Source organism: Paenibacillus sp. DMB5 (assembly GCF_001517085.1).
GTDB lineage: Bacteria > Bacillota > Bacilli > Paenibacillales > Paenibacillaceae > Paenibacillus_AQ.
Genome location: NZ_LRAC01000120.1, coordinates 24,243 through 45,354 on the forward strand (window position 1 = coordinate 24,243; position 21,112 = coordinate 45,354).

A 21,112-nucleotide genomic window follows, 5' to 3' on the forward strand; every position below is an offset into this window, starting at 1 on the left:
GCGCAAAAACAGGCTGCCTGGGCAGCCTAGTTTATTGAAATCGTTCTCCCCAACCATGTGAATTACCCCAAATAATATACCTTATCCAGCGCAACAGGATAATTTGGATACATCTTTATTAAACGTAAGAGCCACCAGTTTTAATCCTTCAGCTATCGTTAAATAGGGAGCTAGGCTGTCGCGTAAATCTTCAACCGTTAAACCGAATTTTACAGCAAGTGTGGCGGCGTAAATCACATCTCCAGCATTTTCGGCGACAATATGAACGCCGAGCACCTTTAACGACTTGGAGTCAGCAACTAATTTAAAAATGCCTGTTGTTTCGCGATTTACAAGTGCTCTAGGCACCGAATCCAAAGGAAGAACAGAAGTCTTCACCTCATATCCTTTTGCCTTGGCTTGCTCTTCCGTAAGTCCTACTGTCGCCACCGCCGGTGAAGTGAACGTGACCCCCGGAACAGTTTCAAGGTTTACTTTTTTCTCTAACCCACCTACTGCATTATCCGCCGCGATGCGTCCTTCATAGGCAGCCACGTACACAAACTGCGGACCCATCGTCACATCGCCTGCGGCGTAAATCCTAGGATTTGAGGTTTTTAAAAAATCATCGACCACGATTTCGCCTTTGGAACCAATAATAACGTTCGCGGCACGAAAATTCAGTGCTTCGGTATTTGGTTTTCTGCCGGTTGCAATAAGTAGCTGCTCGGCTTCGATGACTTTCTTTTCGCCGTTTACTGAAATATGAATTTGTTTCAAATCCCCATTATCTTCAACGTGCTCATACGTGACACCGGTAATCAGATTCATCCCTTGCTCGGTGACTGCTTTTGTCACAGATTCGGAAATTTCAGGGTCATACTCTTTTAACAACCGAGGACTTCTTTGTAACAGCGTAACTTCTGACCCTAAATTATGAAACAACTGACCTAATTCCAGTGCAATATAACCTGAGCCAATCACAGCAAGTCTTTTTGGCAATTCTTTAAGGTCAAGCAGTGACGTACTTGTTAAATAGTTAGCGTCTTTTAAACCTGGAATATCCGGAATCGATGGTGAAGCTCCTGTCGCGATTAAAAATCTTTTCGCGGTAAGCTTTCGTCCACTCACCTCGATGGTTTTTTCATCAACGAATTTTGCCTCTCCGCGAATGAGTTCAAATCCGTACTCACCAATCAAATGTTCATACTTTTGTTCACGCATTTCGGTTACAAGTTCATTTTTTTGTTTCACTAGCTCTGCCAAATCCACCGTTCCTGCAGATGTAGTTAGCCCCAAGAAAGGGTTGTTTTTGGCTAAGTGATTGATTTCACCGGCACGTATCAGGGTTTTCGATGGCACGCAGCCCACATTTACGCAGGTTCCGCCTACCGTTCCTCGCTCGATGATCGCCACTTTTGCACCATGTTCAACCGCTTGAATCGCGGCGGAAAACGCTGCCCCACCGGAACCTATGATAAGAAAATCATAGTCGCCCTCATCGCCGAGAACCGGAGCATCATGGGATTCGATAACTTCCGCATCTCCGGATTGATATTTTGCCTCGTTGATGGCTTTTTGGGCTGTTTTGATCGCAACGTCATCCGGTAATTCAAACGTGGCTTCATTGCGTCGAAAGCTCGCCTCAATATTCGCAGCTCCAATGCTTTCAAGTGCCGTTGCAACGTGCTCTTCGCAGCCGGTACAAGTCATGCCTTGCACATGTATACGGTACTTTTTCATTTTTTATCCTCCTATTACGCCAAATCCATATTTTGTAACCGATGTTTGAATCTGCTTTAAATCAGTTCTTTTATCATCGAAGGAAACCGTAACTTTCCCTTTGTTTCCCATGGGTTCAATGTCTACTTTGCTAACCCCATCGACCTTTGAAATTAAATCTTGAATCACTGAAGGCGGGCAGCAATCAAGTCCCGTCACCGTGAACGTCGCTGATCCATTTGCAACGGAAGTACTTTGCGCAGCTGCAGCTTCCACCGTTTTTTCATTGTTACCACAAGCAGTACCCAATAATAAAAGAGTTAATAACATCATAATTCCCATTGTTGCTCTCACGTAACACACCTCTTTCTTATAACAGTCCACTTTCAGCCAACCATAAATATAAAAATGCTCCTAAAACCAAAACGGTCGATATCCATAATGTGATGACCGTACTTTTCTTTTTGCACTTTCGTCCATAAACCAAATAAAACGATACACCAAGAAATAATAACGTCATGATCATAAGAAACAGTTGGTACTTGATTGAAAAAATTGCAAGCGTTCCTGCAAAACCTGATAACCCAAGTGGAATGAGAATTAAGGGTCCGAGGCAACAGCCGGACATAAGAAAAGCTGAAAATACCGTTGCCAAGCTTGTCATTTTTTCTCTCAAAATCATTCACCTCATTTTCGCTCCGGAACTGAGCAGCAATCGTATGATTCATCGGTTTTTGCTTGTTTGTAGGCTCGTTTAAACATCATGACAAGAGAAATCACAAATACGATTCCCAAAATAACACTAACGGCTGTTTGATGGACAGCAAAATATACTCCAAGCGTAGTTCCCGCAAGTAAAGGGAGAATCAAAACGAGATGGCAAGGACAGGAAAGCAGAGCTAAAAAGCCCCAACCTATTTTTTTGCATTTTCTTTCATTGGACTTCCTCCTTTTCCTTTTGATTATTGTCAATGAGCGCTTCGATGATTGGGCACTCGTGTATTGCTTTTTCATCTGGACAGCGGTCTTTTAAATCTTTTAGCATCGTTTCGATTCGTTGAAAGTCTCTAATTTTCGACTGAACATCTTCCAGCTTTTGAACAACGAAATCATTCATATTCGCACATCTCACATCGTCTTTATCCACAACACCAAGCAATTTATCAATTTCAGACAATGTAAAACCAAGCTCCTGTATCCGTTTAATGAACATGATTCGGTTTATCGTATCTTCCGGATAAAGCCTGTAGCCAGCATCCGATCTTACTGGTTCATGAATCAAACCTTTTCGTTCGTAATATCTTAATGTTTCTTTGTTAACGTTACACAATTTAGAAATATCTCCGGAGCGATAATTCATTTTCATCACCTCTAAATAAAGTATAAACCATGTACCATGGTACATGGTCAAGGAGCATTATTTCCCTTCAAGAAGTTGAATATGCTACCCTCTAATTAAATCACAAAAACCACGATGTGCCGCCGCGTCTGCGTTTTATTATATATCAGCCTGTTGAATCTATTATCGGTCTACAAAACGATCGTTTTGTAGACTTTTTGCGCATAGCTTAAAATACAGTAAGAAATAGCATTGTTATTGTCTATTAAGTCGTATAAAATTCAAAGTGTATAAATTATCATAAATATATGTTTAATAGACAAAAAGGAGATATTCATGTGGCCAAAATTGGTTATGCTCGTGTCTCGACAGCTGATCAATCACTGAACCTACAGATCGACACGTTAAAAGCTGCTGGCTGCGAGCGAATATTTGAGGAGAAGGCTTCTGGGAAGAAAAGTGATCGAGTGGAGCTGACCCGTTGCCTAGATTATTTGAGACCAGGTGATACGCTTGTCATTTGGAAGCTGGATCGTTTGGGAAGAACCACGCGGCAACTAATCGAATTATCGCATGGCCTTCAGGAAAGAGGGATTGGACTGCAGATCATTACTCTTGGTGTTGATACGAGTACGCCTGCCGGAAAACTTTTCTTTGCTATCATGGCTGGACTGGCGGAAATGGAAGCAGAGACAATCCGAGAGCGAACCATTGCTGGATTACAGGCTGCACGTGCGAGAGGCAGGAAAGGCGGTCGTCCTCCAATGGATAAAAACAAAATTGACATGGCTCTTACACTTTACGATAGTGAAAAGTACACCATTAAGGAAATAACAGAACGAACCGGTGTATCTAAAGCAAAAATCTATCAAACACTTAAAAACCGGAATAAGACTACACAAAGTCTTCAGGTGACCTGAAAATCTCCTATTGACTGAACTTCTGATTTTAGTGAAAGGTGTGTAACCGTTGAGAGGAAAGGAATTATTAACATTAGACCAGCGCGCAGAATTTATGCAAATCCCTTCAGACGACGATTGGGATTTAGGTACGTACTATACATTTTCGCAACACGATCTCGATATCATCAATAAACATCGCCGTGATCATAACCGATTAGGCTTTGCCGTTCAATTGGCCATCCTGCGTTATCCAGGATGGTCTTTATCTGATTTGAAACACATACCGGATTCAGTAATAAGCTACATTGCCAAGCAGGTTGGCGTGGCGCCTGATGTATTTCCCCTTTATGCCCAACGGGAACCGACTAGACGAGAACATATGGAGGAGATTCGGCAAACTTATGGGTACCGGAATTTCACGCTCCGTGAATATCGGTTCTTATCCAATATCATGCTGAATTTTTCGTTTGAAAATGGTAACTCCATGTATTTAATCCGTGTAGCCCTTGATGAATTGCGAAAACAGAAAATCATTATACCTGGGATGACTACAATCGAACGGGTTGTGTGGGAAGTGAGGCAACGGGCCGAGGAGAAAATATATAAAATGCTTATTTCTTCCTTATCAGTGGAACAGATCGATAAACTTGAAAACATCCTATCCCCAATGCCGGAGAGCAACAAAACGTATCTGGCATGGCTAAGAGAAGTACCAGGCACCTGTTCCCCAGATGCTTTCCTTAAGATCATTGAAAAACTGGAATATATTCGAAAAGTCCAGCTTCAAATCGATACAAAAGGAATCCATCCAAACCGATTACGTCAGCTCTCCAAAATCGGGGCAAGGTATGAACCGCAGTCCTTCCGTCGTTTCGATGACCCCAAGAAATATGCTACTTTAGTTGCTTATTTACTCGATCTAACACAAGATTTAACGGATCAAGCATTTGAAATTCACGACCGTCAGATATTACAGCTACATTCCAAAGGGCGTAAGGCTCAAGAAGAAATCCAAAAACAAAATGGAAAATCGATTAACGAAAAGGTGGTTCATTATGCTGATCTTGGCGCAGCACTCATAAAAGCTAGGGACGAAGGCATAGACCCATTTATTGCGCTGGAGACGGTAATGCCCTGGGATCAGCTCGTCGCATCTATAGAGGAAGCAAAGCGACTGGCCCGTCCCATTGATTACGACTATTTGGATTTGCTGGAGAAGAAGTTTTACACGCTGCGCAAATATACACCAACACTTCTGAAAACGTTGGAATTCCGTTCTACTAAATCCGCAGAGCCACTTATGAAGGCTATTGATGTTATAAGGGACATTAATGAAACGGGTAAACGTAAAGTACCAAAAGACGCGCCCTTAAATTTTGTAACAAATCGTTGGCAAAAGCATGTCTACGATGATGACGGAACGATTAACCGTCATTATTACGAAATGGCTGTAATAACTGAGCTGCGTAATTATGTTCGCTCCGGTGATGTGTCCATTGTCGGGAGCCGGCAGCATAAAGATTTTGATGAGTATCTTGTCTCCAAAGATGAATGGAGCCGTATTCAGCCGGATGCAACAAAATTGGTAGTTAGCATGACTGCGAGCGATTACCTAGCCGAACGTACCGCATCTCTGATACAGCGCTTAGAATGGGTTTCGAATAACATTGAGGATCTAGAAGGTATTAACGTTGAGCAAGGAAAACTTCACATTAGCCGCCTAGAGAAAGATACCCCGGAGGATGCCAGAAATTTTAGCTCATCCTTGTACGAACTACTTCCACGTATTAAATTGACTGAGGTCTTAATGGAGGTAGCACATTGGACTGGTTTTCATGAACAATTTATCCATGCTTCAACAAATCGGATTCCCAATGAAGAAGAAACGTTAATTCTCATGGCAACACTGATGGCGATGGGAACGAACATTGGATTGACCAAGATGGGGGATGCCACGCCAGATATTTCATACCGGCAAATGGCCAATACGGCACAATGGCGGCTATATGAGGATGCAATGAATAAAGCTCAAGCTGTCCTCGTCAACTTCCACCACAAATTATCTTTGCCTTCATATTGGGGCGATGGCACCACGTCTTCGTCAGACGGAATGAGAGTGCCGATTGGCGTAGCTGCGCTTCATGCGGATGCTAATCCGCACTACGGAACTGGCAAGGGCGCAACCATTTATCGTTTTGTCAGTGATCAATTTTCAAGCTTCTATTCTAAAGTGATTAACACGAATGCTAGGGATGCTGTTCATGTGATCGATGGACTACTTCATCATGAAACTGACTTGACCATCGAAGAACATTATACGGACACTGCAGGATATACAGATCAAGTTTTTGGTTTAACTCAACTACTCGGGTTCAGATTTGCGCCGCGCTTACGAGATCTTTCAGATTCTAAGCTTTACACCATCGGGAAGCCTGCTGATTTCCCAAAACTGGAGAAACTGCTGCGTGGTCAAATCAATACGAAGGTCATTCAGGAAAATTATGATGATGTGCTGCGGCTAGCCCATTCTATTCGAGAAGGGACAGTATCTGCATCACTTATCATGGGGAAGATCGGTTCCTACTCGCGGCAGAATCGCTTAGCAACCGCTCTACGTGAAATGGGGCGCATTGAAAAGACAATCTTTATTTTGGATTACATATCAAGCGAAGCCCTGCGCCGGAAGATTCATAGGGGGCTGAACAAAGGTGAGGCTATGAACGCACTGGCCAGAGCGATTTTCTTCGGTAAACACGGGGAGTTACGGGAGCGCGCACTGCAAGATCAACTCCAACGAGCCAGCGCCTTGAACATTTTGATTAATGCAATCAGCGTATGGAATACTGTCTATTTGTCTCAAGCAACAGAATATAAAAAGACCCAAGGAACGTTTAAAGAAGAACTAATGCAACATACCTCACCTTTAGGATGGGAGCATATTAATTTTCTAGGGGAGTACAAGTTTGATCTAAAACAAGCAACTACTCTAACGTCGTTACGGCCATTAAAGAAACCTCTTTACTGACAATTAACACGTTGTGAATTTCGAAGCCGATTCCCCTTAACGTACGGGGAAAACCGGCTTATTACTCAATCAATGGGCTTAGCGTACGTTTTCCGCGTTTTGTTGGCGGTACCCCAAATATATAAGGTGAAAATCATCCGGTAAAACATGACGATAAACCAAATTACCGTTACAGTTGTTTCAATCCGTTCGTAAAACCCTCCCACTGTCACTGTCTTTACTGTGAATTGGCTGGCTCATGAAATATTAGGCGGGATATTTTCTCCGAGCACAACGGTGACCATTATTGTCAGGAAAATCAGGCCAAGGCCTCTCAATATACTGCTCTGCCATAAATCCTTTCGATACATTTGTTTGGATTTCAAATTTGGAGCCAAAAACAAACTTAGTGCGATTTCACTGTTAGGATAACCAACAATCATCATCGTACCGTGTAGTATCGGCCCGCCCCGTTTTCCATAAACGGGAGAAGCCGATTCCACTCTGCACCGTGTAAAAGAGATATCAGCAGAATTGCCAGTAATAATCCTGCGATTGGAAAGATAAGCTCAGTGGACTTAGCCACAGCAGGGACACCTTTATGCATGCGGCTACACCCATGAAGAGAAACCGTTTAATCCGGAAGGCAATCGACATAATATAAGCTGCTGGAATGACAAAGCTGGATATCCCGATAATTGCAACCACCATACTCTTGGCCGCTGTTACAAATCCCGCATCTACAGCTGCCTGTCCTACTACTATTGTTCCAACAATGGAGACCGGCTGTCCGATATTACGCGGCATCTGGATTCCAGCTTTCCGAATAATTTCAATGGTAATCTCCATTAGTACGGCCTCCACAAAAGCTGGAAACGGAACCCCTTCCCGATGAAACATTAAACTTAACAGTAGCTGTGTTGGGAGGAAATCCTGATGACAGGTGGTTATGGCAATATAAATGGCAGGCGCAATCATTGCAAAGGGAGATCCGTCCACAAGCAGGGTGTCCTTTCCTTCAGCTAATGCGGCAGTTACACTATCCGGTCTCTCTGTATTCAAAAAAGAAAGAAAAATGGATACTTTATTGCTTTGCAAATATTCTTCAATATATTCCCGAGGATATGTGGGGGTCCGCGAGTCAAATCCGTAGAAATCCTTAACGCTTCCCTATTCCTCCAGCAATCGTTTCAACTGCTGGCGTTGACGTTTTTCCCTTTGCCGGCGCTCTTTGTCCTCAGCCTGAAGCGCTCTGAGCAGGGAGAAGCACATTCCCATAAGGACTATGGCAAAAGGTAACGCTGCTACTATAGAGGCAGTCTGAAGGCCGCTTAGTCCTCCGCTAATCAGCAGCACCACAGCGATGGCGGATTGCAGAATCCCCCAGGTTAACTTCACTCTTGAGCTGGGATTAAGCTTGCCGTCCGAGGTCAGCATACCCAGCACAAAGGTAGCCGAATCTGCTGAAGTGATAAAAAAGGTCATAATCAGGAGCGTAGCTATAAACGCGATGATGGTACCTAAGGGCAGCTGCTCCAGTGTGATAAAAAGAGCGGTAGTCGTATCCACTTTAACGGCTGCTGCCAAGCGGGCGCCATCAAACAATTCCAGATGAAGGCCTGTACCGCCAAATACAGAAAACCAGACAAAACCGAATAGGCTCGGTGCTATCATGACGTAAATTACGAACTCCTTGATCGTCCTTCCCTTGGATACCCGTGCAATAAAAGTGCCGACAAATGGAGCCCAAGCGATCCACCAAGCCCAATAGAACAACGTCCACGCTCCGACCCAGGTTCCCCTCGAAAATGGAGTTAATCGCAAACTCATATTAACGATGTTCTGCAGGTAGCTGCCTAATGTGGTTGTGAATGTATCAAATATAAAAGAGGTCGGTCCTGTCGCCCATACGAACAGCATTAAGAGAACGGCTATTATTAGGTTTGTGTTGCTTAGGAGTTTAATTCCTTTGTCCAGACCTGTAGTAGCGGAGATGAGAAACAGTACGGTCACTACAGAGATAATCACAATCTGGGATGCTGCCGTGTTAGGAACCCCGAATAAATAATGCAAACCTCCGTTAATCTGAAGAGCCCCGAGTCCAAGCGAAGTAGCTACCCCAAAAATAGTGGCAATCACCGCCAGAATATCGATTACTTTTCCCAGCCAGCCGGCCGCCAGCCGTTCTCCCAATAAAGGGATAAAGGTGGAGCTGATCAAGCCTTTATATCCTTTGCGAAACTGGAAATAAGCAAGCGTCAAGCCGATGACGGCATAAATAGCCCAGGGATGCAGTCCCCAGTGGAAAAAGGAATACCGCATGGAGATTCTCGCTGCTTCTGTCGTACCTCCCTCTACGCTCTCCGGGGGTGATAAATAGTGGGACAGCGGTTCAGCAACTCCCCAGAATACAAGCCCGATTCCCATCCCTGCGCTAAATAACATCGACAGCCAAGATAACGTGGAATATTCCGGCTCGTCATCGTCATCTCCAAGTCGGATTCCGCCAAACCTGCTGAAGGCTAAATAAAAAGTGAAGATTAAGAAAAACAGGGTAGCCAGCAAATAAAACCAGCCGAAGTTTTGGATGGAGAAATTGTATGCGATATCGGCTGCATTAGACAACTGGCCAGGGGCTACAGCTCCCCATAATGCAAAAATCGCCACAATGGCAATTGAAATTACAAAAACCATAAATAAACCTCCATTGGTATTCAATATGTACAGGCTTCTCTTCAGTATGTGTACCTTTAGCCTGTTATATTTCGGGAAATGTGATCAGCTATCCCTGTCTGCGTATATCTCAATCTCATGGGAAATCTGAGTTTGCATAAGATACAGCATTTCTTTTAAGCCAATGATTTGTTCCACAGACAATTCCCTGCAGACCTTCTTGTTCACAAGGTCCGGAATCGGCTGGACTTCCCGGATTAGTTCCCTGCCTGTATCAGTAAGGAAAATGCGGAAAGAACGGCGGTCATCCGGATTCATCTCCTTGGTTACGGTCCCCCTCTCCACCAATGTTTCAATAATCCGGGTAATCGTTGTTTTATCCTTATCCGCCATATAGGTAAGGTCTTTTGGGGTGAGTCCATCCTGTTCCTGCAGATATTTCAAGACATTCCACTGCTCCGGTGTGATCTGAAACGGCTTAAGGTGAAGCGCCATAAGATACTGATAGTTTCGGTTGACCCGGTAAAAAATAACGGATAATTTCTCTGATGGATGATTTTCCACAAGTAACATCTCCTAAATTAAGATTTTAAGGTTTTAATGCTAAAAAATGCTCATATTGCTGTTTGTTTTGTTTCTTTTTTAATTTAAATGTTTAAAAAATGGTTGGCAAGCTTACTAATTCTTTAAACACGATCTTTACCTGTTAAGCAAATGTATTAGGACACAAAGGAGGAGTACTTATGAAAATGTATGCGCGTTTTGGAATCATGATTGCAGTCTCTACCGTAATCATGTACGGTCTGATGTTTCTCAATGTATTCCAACTGGATCACATCTACAGCAGTCAGACCCGAATGTATATGGCCTTGATTATGGGCTCAGCGATGGCAATCGTCATGCTTCTCTTTATGTGGAAGATGTATACAAAGCGAATAGTCAATGCTGTAATTCTTGGAGTCAGTGTTGTGGTCTTTACCCTTTCGCTCTGGCTGGTCCGAAGCCAAACGACGGTTGGTGACGTTGCCTGGATGAAAGCGATGATTCCCCACCATTCAATTGCTATTCTGACAAGCGAACGGGCAAATATTTCTGACCCTCGTGTAAGGGAACTAGCAGATCAAATTATTGAGGCTCAACGGAAAGAAATCGCGGAGATGAAAGAACTGATTAAAGAATTAGAAGATAAGAAGTGACAGCAAGGCACCCTAACTTAAGATGCAAAAGCGGCCGTTCAAGGGGGTTATCCTTGGTCGGCCTTTTTTCAAGTCCTCGAAATAGGACTCCTGCTCTATTCTGCTCGAATGCTGCATGCTCGCTCTGTTGATAGCCGTTATCCCAATCCAAACCTCATCCAATATCATCCTATTGCGTCTTAGATTCACCTTCTTCGTTCACGTCCGAGAATCCAGTCGGCGAACGTCCGATAATGATTCGTTTGTCTACTTGAAATTACAGGGTTCATTTTTTTCTTATTATTGATATCCATTGCTAGCAGTATGGTCCAAAGCACACTCACTCCTATAGCTGCCAATGTATAGGAAAGCCAGGGTACCACCGTTTGAATTCCTGAACTGATTAACCGTCCCCCTATCCATTTTCCTGCTCCCTCACCAATCCCCGATACGAAATTAGCAATCCCGAACATAATTCCGATCATTTTGGCGCTGCCCAGCCGCGCTATGGCACTATCCATAGTAGGTACAATAAGCATCTCGCCTACAATGAAAACCGCACCGCACAAGATAAGCCCGTAAAAATTAACGGACCAATACAACATGCCGAGCCCACCCCCAATAAATAACATGCCTAATGCTAAAGCTGCAAAAGTATGGACTTTGTTAATGATCCATCTGGATATGGGAGTCTGCAGTATGATTACAATAACACTGTTTATCGTCCAGACCAAGCTTACTTTGCTTGGATCAGGGAGAATGGAAGCTGCTCTCAAGGGGAGGCTTAAGCTAAATTGGGTATACACTGCCCAAACAAGAATACTGACGAGGGAAAAGCGCATATAGTATTTATTCTTAAAAACCTCGAGGTAGGATCGAACAGATACTTTCTCGCATGGAATATTATCCCCGCATTCCTTTGGCAGAAAAAACCAGCTTCCCAGTCCCAACACCGCGAATATCACGGCGGCTATCAAGAAGACGAATGGTGACATCCCCCCTACTACGTAAAACGTTAATAATCCCGCAGCAGCCGTTCCGATATTCGCTGCGATTCCACGTAATGAGAATGCCGTTGTTTGATTGCTGGCTGTGGAAGCAATGGTGGCGATTGCTGCTTTGGTTGCTGGAGCATTTAGTCCGAGCCCCAGTCCGCTTAATAAACTCATGCCCAAAAATAACGAAAATGAATGAAAATAAGCAAAGCCTGCTAAAGCTAAAGCGTTGATCCATGCTCCTACGCTAATAATGGTTCGGCGTCCCAATCGATCGGATAATAGCCCCCCTAACAGGCTGCCGGCTTGGAAGGCTATAGGTGAAACAGCGAGAATAAGTCCAATTTTAGCGATGGCTATTCCCTTTTCCAGATTGAGGAATATAGGCAACAGAGGCAGCACCATATAGCTGCCCAAATGAAGAAGAAGAATGCTTGTCAGCAAAATGCGAAGGGTTACAACCGGGCTCTTAGCTATGGGCATAGTCTTGCTCCTTTCCAGCCGCTTGACAAGGCCAGCTGCTTACGGAGGTAGTATGCTGCAAACATAACGATTTCATGAATAAAGCACCTCAGAATTTGCAAAGCTACAATCAGAGGAAGATCAACTACAGGAGGGCTTCGGGTGCAGAATGATCACCAAGATGGACGTCACTCATTTTCACACGATAATATGAAGCGCGATTATCCGCTTGCCATGGAAACCATTTGGAATTTTGCCGGAGGACGGCCTGTAAGCAATCGACCGGAAGAGCTCGTTATCTCGATTACGGATCCAAAGAGCGATCCTGTTGAACGATTTTTAGTCAGTCATGAAAAGCTCATGCACTTAGTTCTCGTTAGGAAGGATTTATCCTATTTCAACCATTACCATCCGGAGTATAAAGGCGGAGGAACGTTTACTTGTGAAATCGAATTCCCAGCCGGCGGTGAGTATAAATTATTCGCTGAATTCTATCCGGAGGATGGTGAAGCACAATTAAAAACATATGAGATCGATGTTGAAGGTCAAAGGATGTCTCCTCCGCCTGAAGATCTTTCGTCTATCCGCTCCGTCGATGGATTGGAAATTGAGCTTCAAACGACATTTTCGGAGAGCGAAGGATTGCTGCGTTTTACATTTAAAGATGACCAAACCAAGCAGCCCTTTTATGGATTACAACCTTATTTAGGTGCTATGGGCCATGTTGTTATTCTAAGTGAACATGCGGCGCACTATTTACATTCACACCCGCTAGAGCAGCTTCCATCTAAAGATGAAGTTCAATTTATAACAAATTATCCTTCCACCGGATTATACAAGATTTGGGGGCAATTTAAGCATGACGGAAAGGTAACCACTGTTCCATACTTGGTTCACTTTGGACATTAGTATTCGCAGGTATTAAACATAACCATTGATCTAGCGGAACCCCTTCAGTGAAATCCTCATCCAGATGTTAAATTGGAATTTCAAAAATGACTTTGTCTGCACCGGATTTGCCAACCGCTTTTTTTCCATGAAGAAATCGTTCCAGCAGCACTTCATAGACGGGCCGGGAGTGAAACACTTCAGCCACCATATAAGCCGTAAGGCTTACGATCCCGATAGATAGAAGATTCGTGAAGGAACCTGTCATCTCCGTTATGAGAATAATGCCCGAAATGTAAGCTTTCAGGCTCGCAGTCAGATATCCGGCCATCGCAACAATTAGGAAGTAAGCTTCATTTAGAGAGTTTCCTCCAAGAAAGCCATTAACCAATTTGCAAATAAGTGTACGAATATCCAATGTATGTTTACTATACAAAAGCAGGATGATCCCTTAAGAAAGGATAATCCTGCTCTTTTCGTTTAAGCCGTTACAGCTCCTGCCATTTCCCGACAAGCTTTTGCACATTCGCGGCAGAACTTTGCGCAGTCCTGGCAATGCGCATCCTTAAAGGTTTCGCAATCTTTGGCGCATGCTTCGCAAATAAGTGCGCACAGCTCGCAGTTTGCTTTCGCAAACATGCTGTCTCTGCTCATGAATTGAACGGCCTGAAGGCAGATTTCCGCGCAGTCATTCAGCATTTTAATCATCGAGGTTCTGGCTTGCACATCAGACTCTCGAAGGCAAGCTGCAAAGCACTCTTCACAAGCTTGAGCGCATTTTACACAAGCTTCAATACAGTTGTCGTAATGTTTTGGAGTTACCGAGTTGGAAATGATCATTTATTTACTTCCCCGTTCACTTATTAATTCCTTAAGCACGCTTATTATTCGATAAGAAAGCCCGATTTATCAACGTGATTGAGGACCATTATTTTACAGTCTTACGGTATAATTCTGCAGGCATGGAGAAATGTTAAGAATAACAACATCTATGGGGGGATTTTAATGAGTGCTTTTGATATTATTATCCGGTCAGCACTTGTGTTTATTATCTTGCTTGTGTGGGCACGAATCCTTGGGCGAAAGCTGGTCTCTCAAATGAAGTTTTTTGATTTTGTTGCTGGCGTAACGATTGGCTCAATGGGGGGAAGCTTAATTTTCAGTAAAAATATAGGCTTGGGCAATGGGATTTCCGCTTTAAGCGTGTTTTGTTTGCTGGCACTTGTCTCCGGTTTTTTATCATTAAGGAGCTTCTCTTTAAGGAGAGTCATCGATTCGGGACCCGTGATCCTCATGAGACAAGGCCAGATCCTTGACCAAGAGATGTCGAAACTCCGGATGACCTATAATGATTTGTTGATGCTGCTGCGAAAGAAAGATGTGTTTTATCCTGACGAAGTGGAGCTCGCCGTCTTTGAAACCGATGGAACACTTTCTGTCCAACGTAAAACAGATGCTATGCCGGTTTCAAAGCTGGATTTGAACATCTCCCAGAAGACCAGGGGTGTTCCCAGCACATTTATTATGGACGGGGAGATCCTGCAGGAGGGGTTGGATGCGATTGAGAAAGACATCAACTGGGTATCGGAACTCCTGAACAACAGGAACATAAAAAGTATAGAGGAGGTGACTTTGGCCCAAATCGATCAGGCGGGTACCGTATACCTGGATACGAGAAAGGATCAGACAGGTACGTTGCATTAAGTAACCTTTAGTCACTCAAGCAGGCCCAATAATATTTTTGACTCTCATAAAAAATTTGGGTTATACTGGAACTACGCTTAGTTTTCAACCAATTGTTGAAAAGCGGGGGAACCAGTTTTTTTGGGGCGAATCATTTTCCTTTGGGAATGTAGGGTACCATCTTACCCGAGTCCGTCAGCTAACCTCGTCAGCAGTGGATGGGTCTGTTTTATGCTGGAATACCAGAGACCCTTACAGGGGTCTCTTTTTTCATCCTCTGGTTTGACGGTTGCAGTCGCCACTGCATGGTTCTCCCTCAAGCAAATCTCTGAATAAAAGGAGTGTTTGAGGTGCAAAAAGTGAAGTACATAACAGATATCAAGAAAATGGATAGGTTGACCGATTCCGAAAAAAATGAGTTGCGAGAGATTTCAAATACTTTTGCTTTCCGGGTGAATGATTATTATCTCTCTTTAATCGACTGGAATAACCCGGATGACCCCCTTCGGAAGCTGGTCATCCCCAGTAAAAACGAACTTCAGGAATACGGCCGCTGGGATGCTTCGGACGAAGAGGATAATTATGTAGTTCCCGGATGCCAACACAAGTACTCAACAACCGCTCTGATATTGGTTTCAGAAGTCTGCGGAGCATACTGCCGGTATTGTTTCCGAAAACGCTTGTTCCGTAATGATGTGAGTGAAGCTGCGGCTGATCTCTCCCCCGCATTCGATTATATTTCTGCCCATACCGAAATCAATAACGTCCTGTTGACGGGCGGCGACAGTCTTATCCTCTCGACAACAAAACTTACAGCGATTATTGAACGTCTAAGGAGTATCGAGCATGTCAAAGTGATTCGACTGGGCTCCAAAATGCCTGTATTTAACCCCATGCGCATCTACGAAGATGAAGAGTTGCTGAAGTTAATTCGCCTATATTCGACTGAAGAGAAGCGTATTTATATAATGGCTCATATTAATCACCCTAAAGAAATCACTGCCGAAGCTCAAAGAGGGTTTAAGGCGCTTCATGATGCCGGTGCCATTGTCGTCAATCAAACCCCCATCTTAAAAGGCATTAACGATGACCCCGCCGTGCTAGGCGAACTTTTAAACCGACTCTCCTGGGCAGGAGTCACTCCGTATTATTTCTTTGTGAATCGTCCGGTTGCCGGTAACCGGGACTTTACCCTCCCTCTTGAACAAGTTTACAACATCGTTGAAGAAGCTAAAGCGAGAACCTCCGGGTTAGGTAAAAGAGTTCGCTTGTCAATGAGCCATGCGACTGGCAAAATTGAAATACTTGCGATACAGGACGGAAAAGCCTACTTAAAGTACCATCAGTCAAAATACAATGAATATGGCAGATTTATGATAATGGATTGTCCAAAAGACGCCGAATGGTTCGATGATCTTCCAGGAGGCGAAGAAATCCTGGCTCGACGCAAATCACTTATCCATTAATTGCTTTAGCCCTCTAGAAATTTTGTTCATTAGCAGACAGTTTGTTCGAATTAAGTAGTCTTACAAAAATAAGACATCGAAACCGATATCTAAACGGTTTCGATGTCTTCTAACCAACCTTTTGTGTGAAGCCCCGAGTCTAGCAAGTTAATCATCTATACGGGTTAAGAAGGATGTTAGCCTTCGTAAGGCTCCAATTATTTTAATAACTTATACGCTTCTGACACTTTTCTGGCAAAGTAAAGTGGATCTTCAACAGAAGCATAATGCGCATATATTAAATGAGGGTTGTCCATTAACCAATGGTTGTGCAGAGCCGACAGCAAAATGCCATTCCGTTGTAAATGCCAAGTAAATGGAAATACTTCTTCTTGAAAAAGTGCTGTTTCGCCTAAGTTTAGGGTCTTGCCTTCAGAATCGATTGATTCAAATGACCACATGGAATGAAGAGTAAGTCCGGATTGACTTGGTCTTCCCAAGATACTGACTCTATTGTGATGATTGCGACCTCTATTCACCATACATACTCCATGCTCCACCTTATGTTCACCGCCAAGAATTTGTGCAAATTGGCGGCACAGCCCACTGATATCCTGCATACCCGGTCCTCCTTTTGCCCTTTGTTTAAGATTATGCATTAACGAAAGGCCTTATGTTTGGAGGTGCGGGGGATAAACGTGTTATTAAGAAGGATTAGGTGATGGTGTCACGGATTCCTGACTAACGTTTGATTTCTTATGGGCTCCCCTCCTGTAGTTGCCATAAACTAGACGTTCTAGTCCGTTTACAATTGGTCACGAAGGATGCTTTTCATCCGGAAATATTCTTCTTCCGTGATTTCTCCTCTTGCAAACCGCTCATCCAAAATCCGCTCCGGATTATTATCGTTATACCGGGTATTCCAGTTTCCCTCTCCCCCAATCAACAAGGTGTCAGAACCGCTATTGAGGATGAATTAGAATCGGCTGATGGTTATGATTTTCGTAGCAGTTCAAGATTTTAGTTCATAAAAGCTATTAAATACTTACGCTATGCCCGGGGATATCTGTCTTATGGTTACGCTGCATCATTTCGTCCATTGTGGTACCTTCCATCATGTTCAACATATCTGAGTCTGTCATCATTTCCCTCATACCATTATCATTCATTTTTTCGCTCATGTTGGCCTTATGGTGAAAATCCTTCTCCTGCTTCGATACCTCGTGCTTGGAAGAAACGACACCTTTGGATATCTCGGAATCAATTCCAGCCGCGTATACTGCGGAACCGATTCCCAAGGTTAATATAAAAGCGCCCACGCCAGTTAATAATTTCGCGTTCATTTCTTTTCGCCTCCTGTAACCTCATAGTACAAGAGATCCTTGTGGAATTGATGAAGCATTTATGGGCTTTATATGGAGAATACAATTCAATCCAATCTCATCTTACTGTTTGTGGGTACAGAACATGCTTTACAAGAAGCTTGTCGCCAAGAACTTACATTACGGACAGAAGGAGGGTTAAAATCATTCGAAGGGTTTGCAGTCGTTTTTTATATCTGTATTTTTGTCTGGTCGTTCGGTTATCATTCTCCTGCGATTTATAGAGTCACCAAGTTTGTACCCTGCTTCTACTTCTATTTAGACATTCATCAAATCGGCAATAGTACCATGTTCTTGTCCATTTTCGGCAATGGGATCAAGTTCTTGTCCTGAGCAAAGGACAAGATATTCATCCATAAACAGAAAACCCGCGCTGGGCGCGGGCTCTTATGGGACTATGTTCTTGTCTTCCGACAAGAACTTAGACCCTTTGCCGGCAAATCCCCTGTTTGGCCATAAAAAAACAACTCGTTAGGAGTTGTTTTAATAATCATGCTTCTTAATGGTTTGTCTTGCTTGTGCTCATCACGTGAACTAAATCTGACCTGCGTTATAGGAGCATTTCAGCCTTTGTGTTTATCATTTTTGTTCAACGGTTTCGTTATAGAGACCAGCACAAGTCCAATGAGCAATACAATTGCCCAAACACTAAAAGAAATCCAGCCATTCTCCACTCCGGGGAATCGATAGATCAACTCTTTGCCAAATAATAAGCGGATTAACGGCTGTAAGACTGTTGCAAGACCGATTAGACTCAAAACAATTCCGGTCATTTGCAATGCGTCATTTTGAAGCTTCTTCATTATCATCACACCTCGTAGCTAAAATAAATGAATTAACGGTTTCCTCAATGGTGCGGTTGATATCCGGAATTCCACCTTTTGCTATTCGACCACTCAAAGTGTCGATCGCACTTCTTACCAGCACAGCCATTAATTCAGGCTGGAAGGCTCTAAAGCTTTTTTCTTCCTTTTGTCCGTACTCAAAAATCTCAATAAGAGGCTGGAGAATCTGATCATCTTGATCCGCGAACACTAGCCTCCCCTCTTTATCTCTATGGTTTCCTATGATCTGGCTTATCGCCAAAGTCCGAATTGGATTGTTCACAACGAAGTTTAAGTTAGTCTTGATATATGAAGCCAGGGCTTCAGGCGCCGATCGATCCAAGACCATATGAGCCTCCATGTACTCGGCTGCATCTAGGAAGTAATGTTGCACTATCTCATTGATAATCAAATCCTTCTGGGGAAAATGGTAAGTCACCACTCCCTTGCTAATTTTCAAACGTTCGGCAATCTGTCCAAGCGAAAAGCTAGCATAACCTATTTGGGCAAGCAATTCCTCCGAAGCAAGTAATACAGTGTCCCTGGTCTTACGCATCCAATTCACATCACTTTGCCTGTTTATAATTTATAACTTAAATTTAGCACGATCGAGCTAATTATTCAAGATATATTAGTACGATCGTGCTAATGTAATAATCGACCACCAATTCCGGCTGATTGTCCTGAGCAAAGGACAAGAACTTGATCCCTTAAAAAAGAAAACCCGCGCTGGGCGCGGACTCAAATGGGGACCTAATGAAACGGTCAGCAGGAATCCTTTATCGAAATGGGTTACCTTTGTGCTACCGGAAACAACTTCTTATAAATGATATAAATCGCGCCTAAAAAAATGCAATAAAATATTATAACAGGCAGCCAATAAGTCGATTCTGAAACTACAGACAGCCCCATATAAGCAAAGACAAACATCGTAGGAACCTTTCCTAAGATTGTAGCAACTATAAATGTTTTGAATGGAAGCTTATACAGTCCTGCATATCCGTTAATAACGGCAGCCGGAACAAAAGGCAGCATCCTTCCAATCAGTACAAATAAAAATGCTCGATTACGAATCTGTGTATGCAAATAATTAAACTTGCTTATAGAAGAATTAGTCTGGATTCGTCCCTTCCCGGTGATGAAAATCAGGTAGGTCATAATGGCTGCAATTGTCGAGGCAACCACACTCATGGCCCCTCCTGCCCATAATCCGAACTTAATTCCCAATATACCAGACACAATAGCGTAAGGAATTATAGGAACCATGCCGATCATTGAAGCTACAGCCAGTATAGCTGGCCAGTTATCTGTATGCATAGCTTCCATCAGCTGTATCAGATCTTTCCTCCAAAGGATAACGATCATCAGGATCATTAAATAAAAAATACCGCCTGAAATTTTCTGGATTTTCATAAGCTGTTGTGCTCAACCTTCCGCAGTATTTCAAATATTTGGAGCGTTGTTCTACAGTGTAGTTTAGCATTTGGATACGGGGGTTTCAATTTTCGAATCATTATGATTAGGAAGATTAACTTGCATCACTATACCGATCGTATATACTAATACAAACGGTATAGAAAGTGAGGAAATGTAATGACTAATTTAACTCCCCCATTCACTCGTGAAACGGCAATTCAAAAAACCCGTATGGCAGAAGACAGCTGGAATAGTCGAGACCCCCAGCGCGTCTCACTTGTATATACTGAGGATTGTTATTGGAGAAATCGGAGTGAATTCATAACAGGCCGTCAAGAAATTGTCTCTTTACTAACTAGGAAATGGGCCAAAGAGCTTGACTACCGGCTTATCAAGGAACTTTGGTCATTTACGGATAACCGTATTGCTGTAAGATTCGCATATGAATGGCATGACGATAGCGGCAATTGGTTCAGATCTTATGGGAACGAGAATTGGGAATTCGCTGATGACGGCTTGATGAAACGCAGATTTGCTTCGATTAATGACATGCCGATTAAAGAAGAGGAACGTAAATTTCATTGGCCTCTCGGCACGCGTCCCGCTGATCATCCTAGCCTAAGTGAGTTAAACCTATGACTCGTACCGTTTTTGAAAAATCTGACGTAACTTCTCTCGTTACTGAGGTATTTCGTGAGCTGGGTTATGAGGGTGCGTCCATGAGTAAAATAACAGCCCGAACAGGTCTATCTAAAGGAAGCTTATATCATTTCTTCCCCGGAGGAAAAGATCAGATGGCCGCTGAAATTCTAGCTCATATTGATCAATGGTTTATCAGTAACATTTTTGAACCGCTCGAAAAGCATGAACCCCGGGCAGCCATCGATAATATGTGGCAAGAGGTCGATACTTATTTTCAGTCTGGTCAGCGTATCTGTCTTATTGGTGCATTTGCTTTAGACGAAACCAGGGATCGATTTGCTACGGTTATTCGGCAGTATTTTGTAAGATGGATTGAAGCATTAAGTGCGGCACTAGTTCGAACAGGCATCTCCCAAGAAGCTGCTGACCAAGTTTCAGAGGAAACGATTGCTGGTATTCAGGGGGGATTAATTCTGAGCAGAGCACTTAATGATGAATCCTTTTTTGAACGTACGTTGGCAAACCTGGCACAGCGAATCTCAAAAACGATAGCGGATTAGCAGTAGTAATATTCTGATCTA

Annotated in this window: 24 protein-coding genes and 1 riboswitch; of the genes, 8 read left to right on the forward strand and 16 right to left on the reverse strand. The window is 43.3% G+C overall.

Annotation, left to right across the window (positions count from 1 at the left end; all coding sequences use genetic code 11):
* Positions 1–81 precede the first annotated feature (81 nt).
* The 4 genes from merA to merR all read right to left on the reverse strand — a co-directional run bounded on the left by merA (position 82) and on the right by merR (position 3,061).
* Entirely contained in the window at positions 82–1,722 is a 1,641-nt protein-coding gene (gene merA, locus AWJ19_RS12445; protein ID WP_068724096.1) for a mercury(II) reductase, read from the reverse strand.
* A 3-nt stretch (positions 1,723–1,725) separates the two neighbouring features.
* Positions 1,726–2,055, reverse strand: a complete 330-nt coding sequence (merP, locus tag AWJ19_RS12450; RefSeq protein ID WP_068724097.1) for a mercury resistance system substrate-binding protein MerP — start codon at positions 2,053–2,055, stop codon at positions 1,726–1,728.
* 32 nt (positions 2,056–2,087) lie between these two features.
* On the reverse strand, positions 2,088–2,387 hold the full coding sequence (locus AWJ19_RS34055; protein WP_082707854.1) for a hypothetical protein: 300 nt from the start codon (positions 2,385–2,387) through the stop codon (positions 2,088–2,090).
* A gap of 248 nt (positions 2,388–2,635) precedes the next feature.
* On the reverse strand, positions 2,636–3,061 hold the full coding sequence (merR, locus tag AWJ19_RS12460; RefSeq protein ID WP_068724101.1) for an Hg(II)-responsive transcriptional regulator: 426 nt from the start codon (positions 3,059–3,061) through the stop codon (positions 2,636–2,638).
* A 317-nt stretch (positions 3,062–3,378) separates the two neighbouring features.
* On the opposite strand from merR, the gene AWJ19_RS12465 reads away from it, so the two are divergent.
* Positions 3,379–3,960 (forward strand): recombinase family protein, encoded by a 582-nt coding sequence (locus tag AWJ19_RS12465; RefSeq protein WP_068724103.1) that lies wholly within the window; start codon positions 3,379–3,381, stop codon positions 3,958–3,960.
* Positions 3,961–4,009: 49 nt separating this feature from the next.
* Positions 4,010–6,967: a Tn3 family transposase gene (locus tag AWJ19_RS12470; protein ID WP_082707856.1), complete on the forward strand. Its 2,958-nt coding sequence runs from the start codon at positions 4,010–4,012 to the stop codon at positions 6,965–6,967.
* A gap of 504 nt (positions 6,968–7,471) precedes the next feature.
* Here AWJ19_RS12470 and AWJ19_RS34065 read toward each other — a convergent pair.
* From AWJ19_RS34065 to AWJ19_RS12485, 3 genes are all read right to left on the reverse strand, one after another.
* Positions 7,472–8,044 carry a spore germination protein gene (locus tag AWJ19_RS34065; RefSeq protein WP_347231110.1) on the reverse strand — a complete coding sequence of 191 codons (573 nt, stop codon included), beginning with the start codon at positions 8,042–8,044 and terminating at the stop codon, positions 7,472–7,474.
* A 72-nt stretch (positions 8,045–8,116) separates the two neighbouring features.
* Complete coding sequence (locus tag AWJ19_RS12480) at positions 8,117–9,640, reverse strand: BCCT family transporter (protein ID WP_068724106.1); 1,524 nt, start codon at positions 9,638–9,640, stop codon at positions 8,117–8,119.
* 84 nt (positions 9,641–9,724) lie between these two features.
* Positions 9,725–10,183 (reverse strand): MarR family transcriptional regulator, encoded by a 459-nt coding sequence (locus AWJ19_RS12485; protein WP_068724108.1) that lies wholly within the window; start codon positions 10,181–10,183, stop codon positions 9,725–9,727.
* A gap of 179 nt (positions 10,184–10,362) precedes the next feature.
* Between AWJ19_RS12485 and AWJ19_RS12490 the strand changes: the two genes are divergently transcribed.
* Complete coding sequence (locus tag AWJ19_RS12490) at positions 10,363–10,815, forward strand: DUF305 domain-containing protein (RefSeq protein ID WP_068724109.1); 453 nt, start codon at positions 10,363–10,365, stop codon at positions 10,813–10,815.
* Between the two features lie 185 nt (positions 10,816–11,000).
* Here AWJ19_RS12490 and AWJ19_RS12495 read toward each other — a convergent pair whose 3' ends face one another.
* Entirely contained in the window at positions 11,001–12,272 is a 1,272-nt protein-coding gene (locus tag AWJ19_RS12495; RefSeq protein ID WP_068724111.1) for an MFS transporter, read from the reverse strand.
* Between the two features lie 141 nt (positions 12,273–12,413).
* Between AWJ19_RS12495 and AWJ19_RS12500 the strand changes: the two genes are divergently transcribed.
* The gene (locus AWJ19_RS12500; RefSeq protein ID WP_068724112.1) at positions 12,414–13,160 is read left to right on the forward strand and encodes a hypothetical protein; all 747 of its coding nucleotides are present in this window, start codon (positions 12,414–12,416) and stop codon (positions 13,158–13,160) included.
* A gap of 67 nt (positions 13,161–13,227) precedes the next feature.
* Here AWJ19_RS12500 and AWJ19_RS12505 read toward each other — a convergent pair whose 3' ends face one another.
* Complete coding sequence (locus AWJ19_RS12505) at positions 13,228–13,575, reverse strand: chloride channel protein (protein ID WP_241781716.1); 348 nt, start codon at positions 13,573–13,575, stop codon at positions 13,228–13,230.
* Positions 13,576–13,619: 44 nt separating this feature from the next.
* The gene (locus AWJ19_RS12510; RefSeq protein WP_068724116.1) at positions 13,620–13,979 is read right to left on the reverse strand and encodes a four-helix bundle copper-binding protein; all 360 of its coding nucleotides are present in this window, start codon (positions 13,977–13,979) and stop codon (positions 13,620–13,622) included.
* A gap of 165 nt (positions 13,980–14,144) precedes the next feature.
* Between AWJ19_RS12510 and AWJ19_RS12515 the strand changes: the two genes are divergently transcribed.
* Together AWJ19_RS12515 and AWJ19_RS12520 are read left to right on the forward strand one after the other, a co-directional pair.
* Positions 14,145–14,843: a DUF421 domain-containing protein gene (locus AWJ19_RS12515; RefSeq protein WP_068724117.1), complete on the forward strand. Its 699-nt coding sequence runs from the start codon at positions 14,145–14,147 to the stop codon at positions 14,841–14,843.
* 64 nt (positions 14,844–14,907) lie between these two features.
* A riboswitch (cyclic di-AMP (ydaO/yuaA leader) is annotated at positions 14,908–15,049 on the forward strand.
* Positions 15,050–15,172: 123 nt separating this feature from the next.
* Entirely contained in the window at positions 15,173–16,288 is a 1,116-nt protein-coding gene (locus AWJ19_RS12520) for a KamA family radical SAM protein (protein WP_068724119.1), read from the forward strand.
* A 197-nt stretch (positions 16,289–16,485) separates the two neighbouring features.
* On the opposite strand, the gene AWJ19_RS12525 is transcribed toward AWJ19_RS12520, so the two are convergent.
* From AWJ19_RS12525 to AWJ19_RS12545, 6 genes are all read right to left on the reverse strand, one after another.
* The gene (locus AWJ19_RS12525) at positions 16,486–16,887 is read right to left on the reverse strand and encodes a DUF1259 domain-containing protein (RefSeq protein ID WP_068724127.1); all 402 of its coding nucleotides are present in this window, start codon (positions 16,885–16,887) and stop codon (positions 16,486–16,488) included.
* Between the two features lie 185 nt (positions 16,888–17,072).
* The gene (locus tag AWJ19_RS37600; protein WP_347231111.1) at positions 17,073–17,216 is read right to left on the reverse strand and encodes an SHOCT domain-containing protein; all 144 of its coding nucleotides are present in this window, start codon (positions 17,214–17,216) and stop codon (positions 17,073–17,075) included.
* A gap of 88 nt (positions 17,217–17,304) precedes the next feature.
* A complete protein-coding gene (locus AWJ19_RS12530; RefSeq protein ID WP_068724131.1) occupies positions 17,305–17,610 on the reverse strand; it encodes a hypothetical protein in 306 nt (101 codons plus the stop codon).
* Positions 17,611–18,212: 602 nt separating this feature from the next.
* Positions 18,213–18,452 (reverse strand): hypothetical protein, encoded by a 240-nt coding sequence (locus AWJ19_RS12535; RefSeq protein WP_068724133.1) that lies wholly within the window; start codon positions 18,450–18,452, stop codon positions 18,213–18,215.
* Complete coding sequence (locus AWJ19_RS12540; RefSeq protein ID WP_157889998.1) at positions 18,433–19,029, reverse strand: TetR/AcrR family transcriptional regulator; 597 nt, start codon at positions 19,027–19,029, stop codon at positions 18,433–18,435. The genes AWJ19_RS12535 and AWJ19_RS12540 overlap by 20 nt, the downstream gene beginning before the upstream one ends.
* Positions 19,030–19,265: 236 nt before the next feature.
* Positions 19,266–19,886, reverse strand: a complete 621-nt coding sequence (locus tag AWJ19_RS12545; RefSeq protein ID WP_068724136.1) for a VTT domain-containing protein — start codon at positions 19,884–19,886, stop codon at positions 19,266–19,268.
* Between the two features lie 180 nt (positions 19,887–20,066).
* Between AWJ19_RS12545 and AWJ19_RS12550 the strand changes: the two genes are divergently transcribed.
* Positions 20,067–20,528, forward strand: a complete 462-nt coding sequence (locus AWJ19_RS12550; protein WP_068724138.1) for a nuclear transport factor 2 family protein — start codon at positions 20,067–20,069, stop codon at positions 20,526–20,528.
* On the forward strand, positions 20,525–21,091 hold the full coding sequence (locus AWJ19_RS12555) for a TetR/AcrR family transcriptional regulator (RefSeq protein ID WP_068724140.1): 567 nt from the start codon (positions 20,525–20,527) through the stop codon (positions 21,089–21,091). Before AWJ19_RS12550 ends, AWJ19_RS12555 begins: the two co-directional genes overlap by 4 nt.
* Positions 21,092–21,112: the final 21 nt, after the last annotated feature.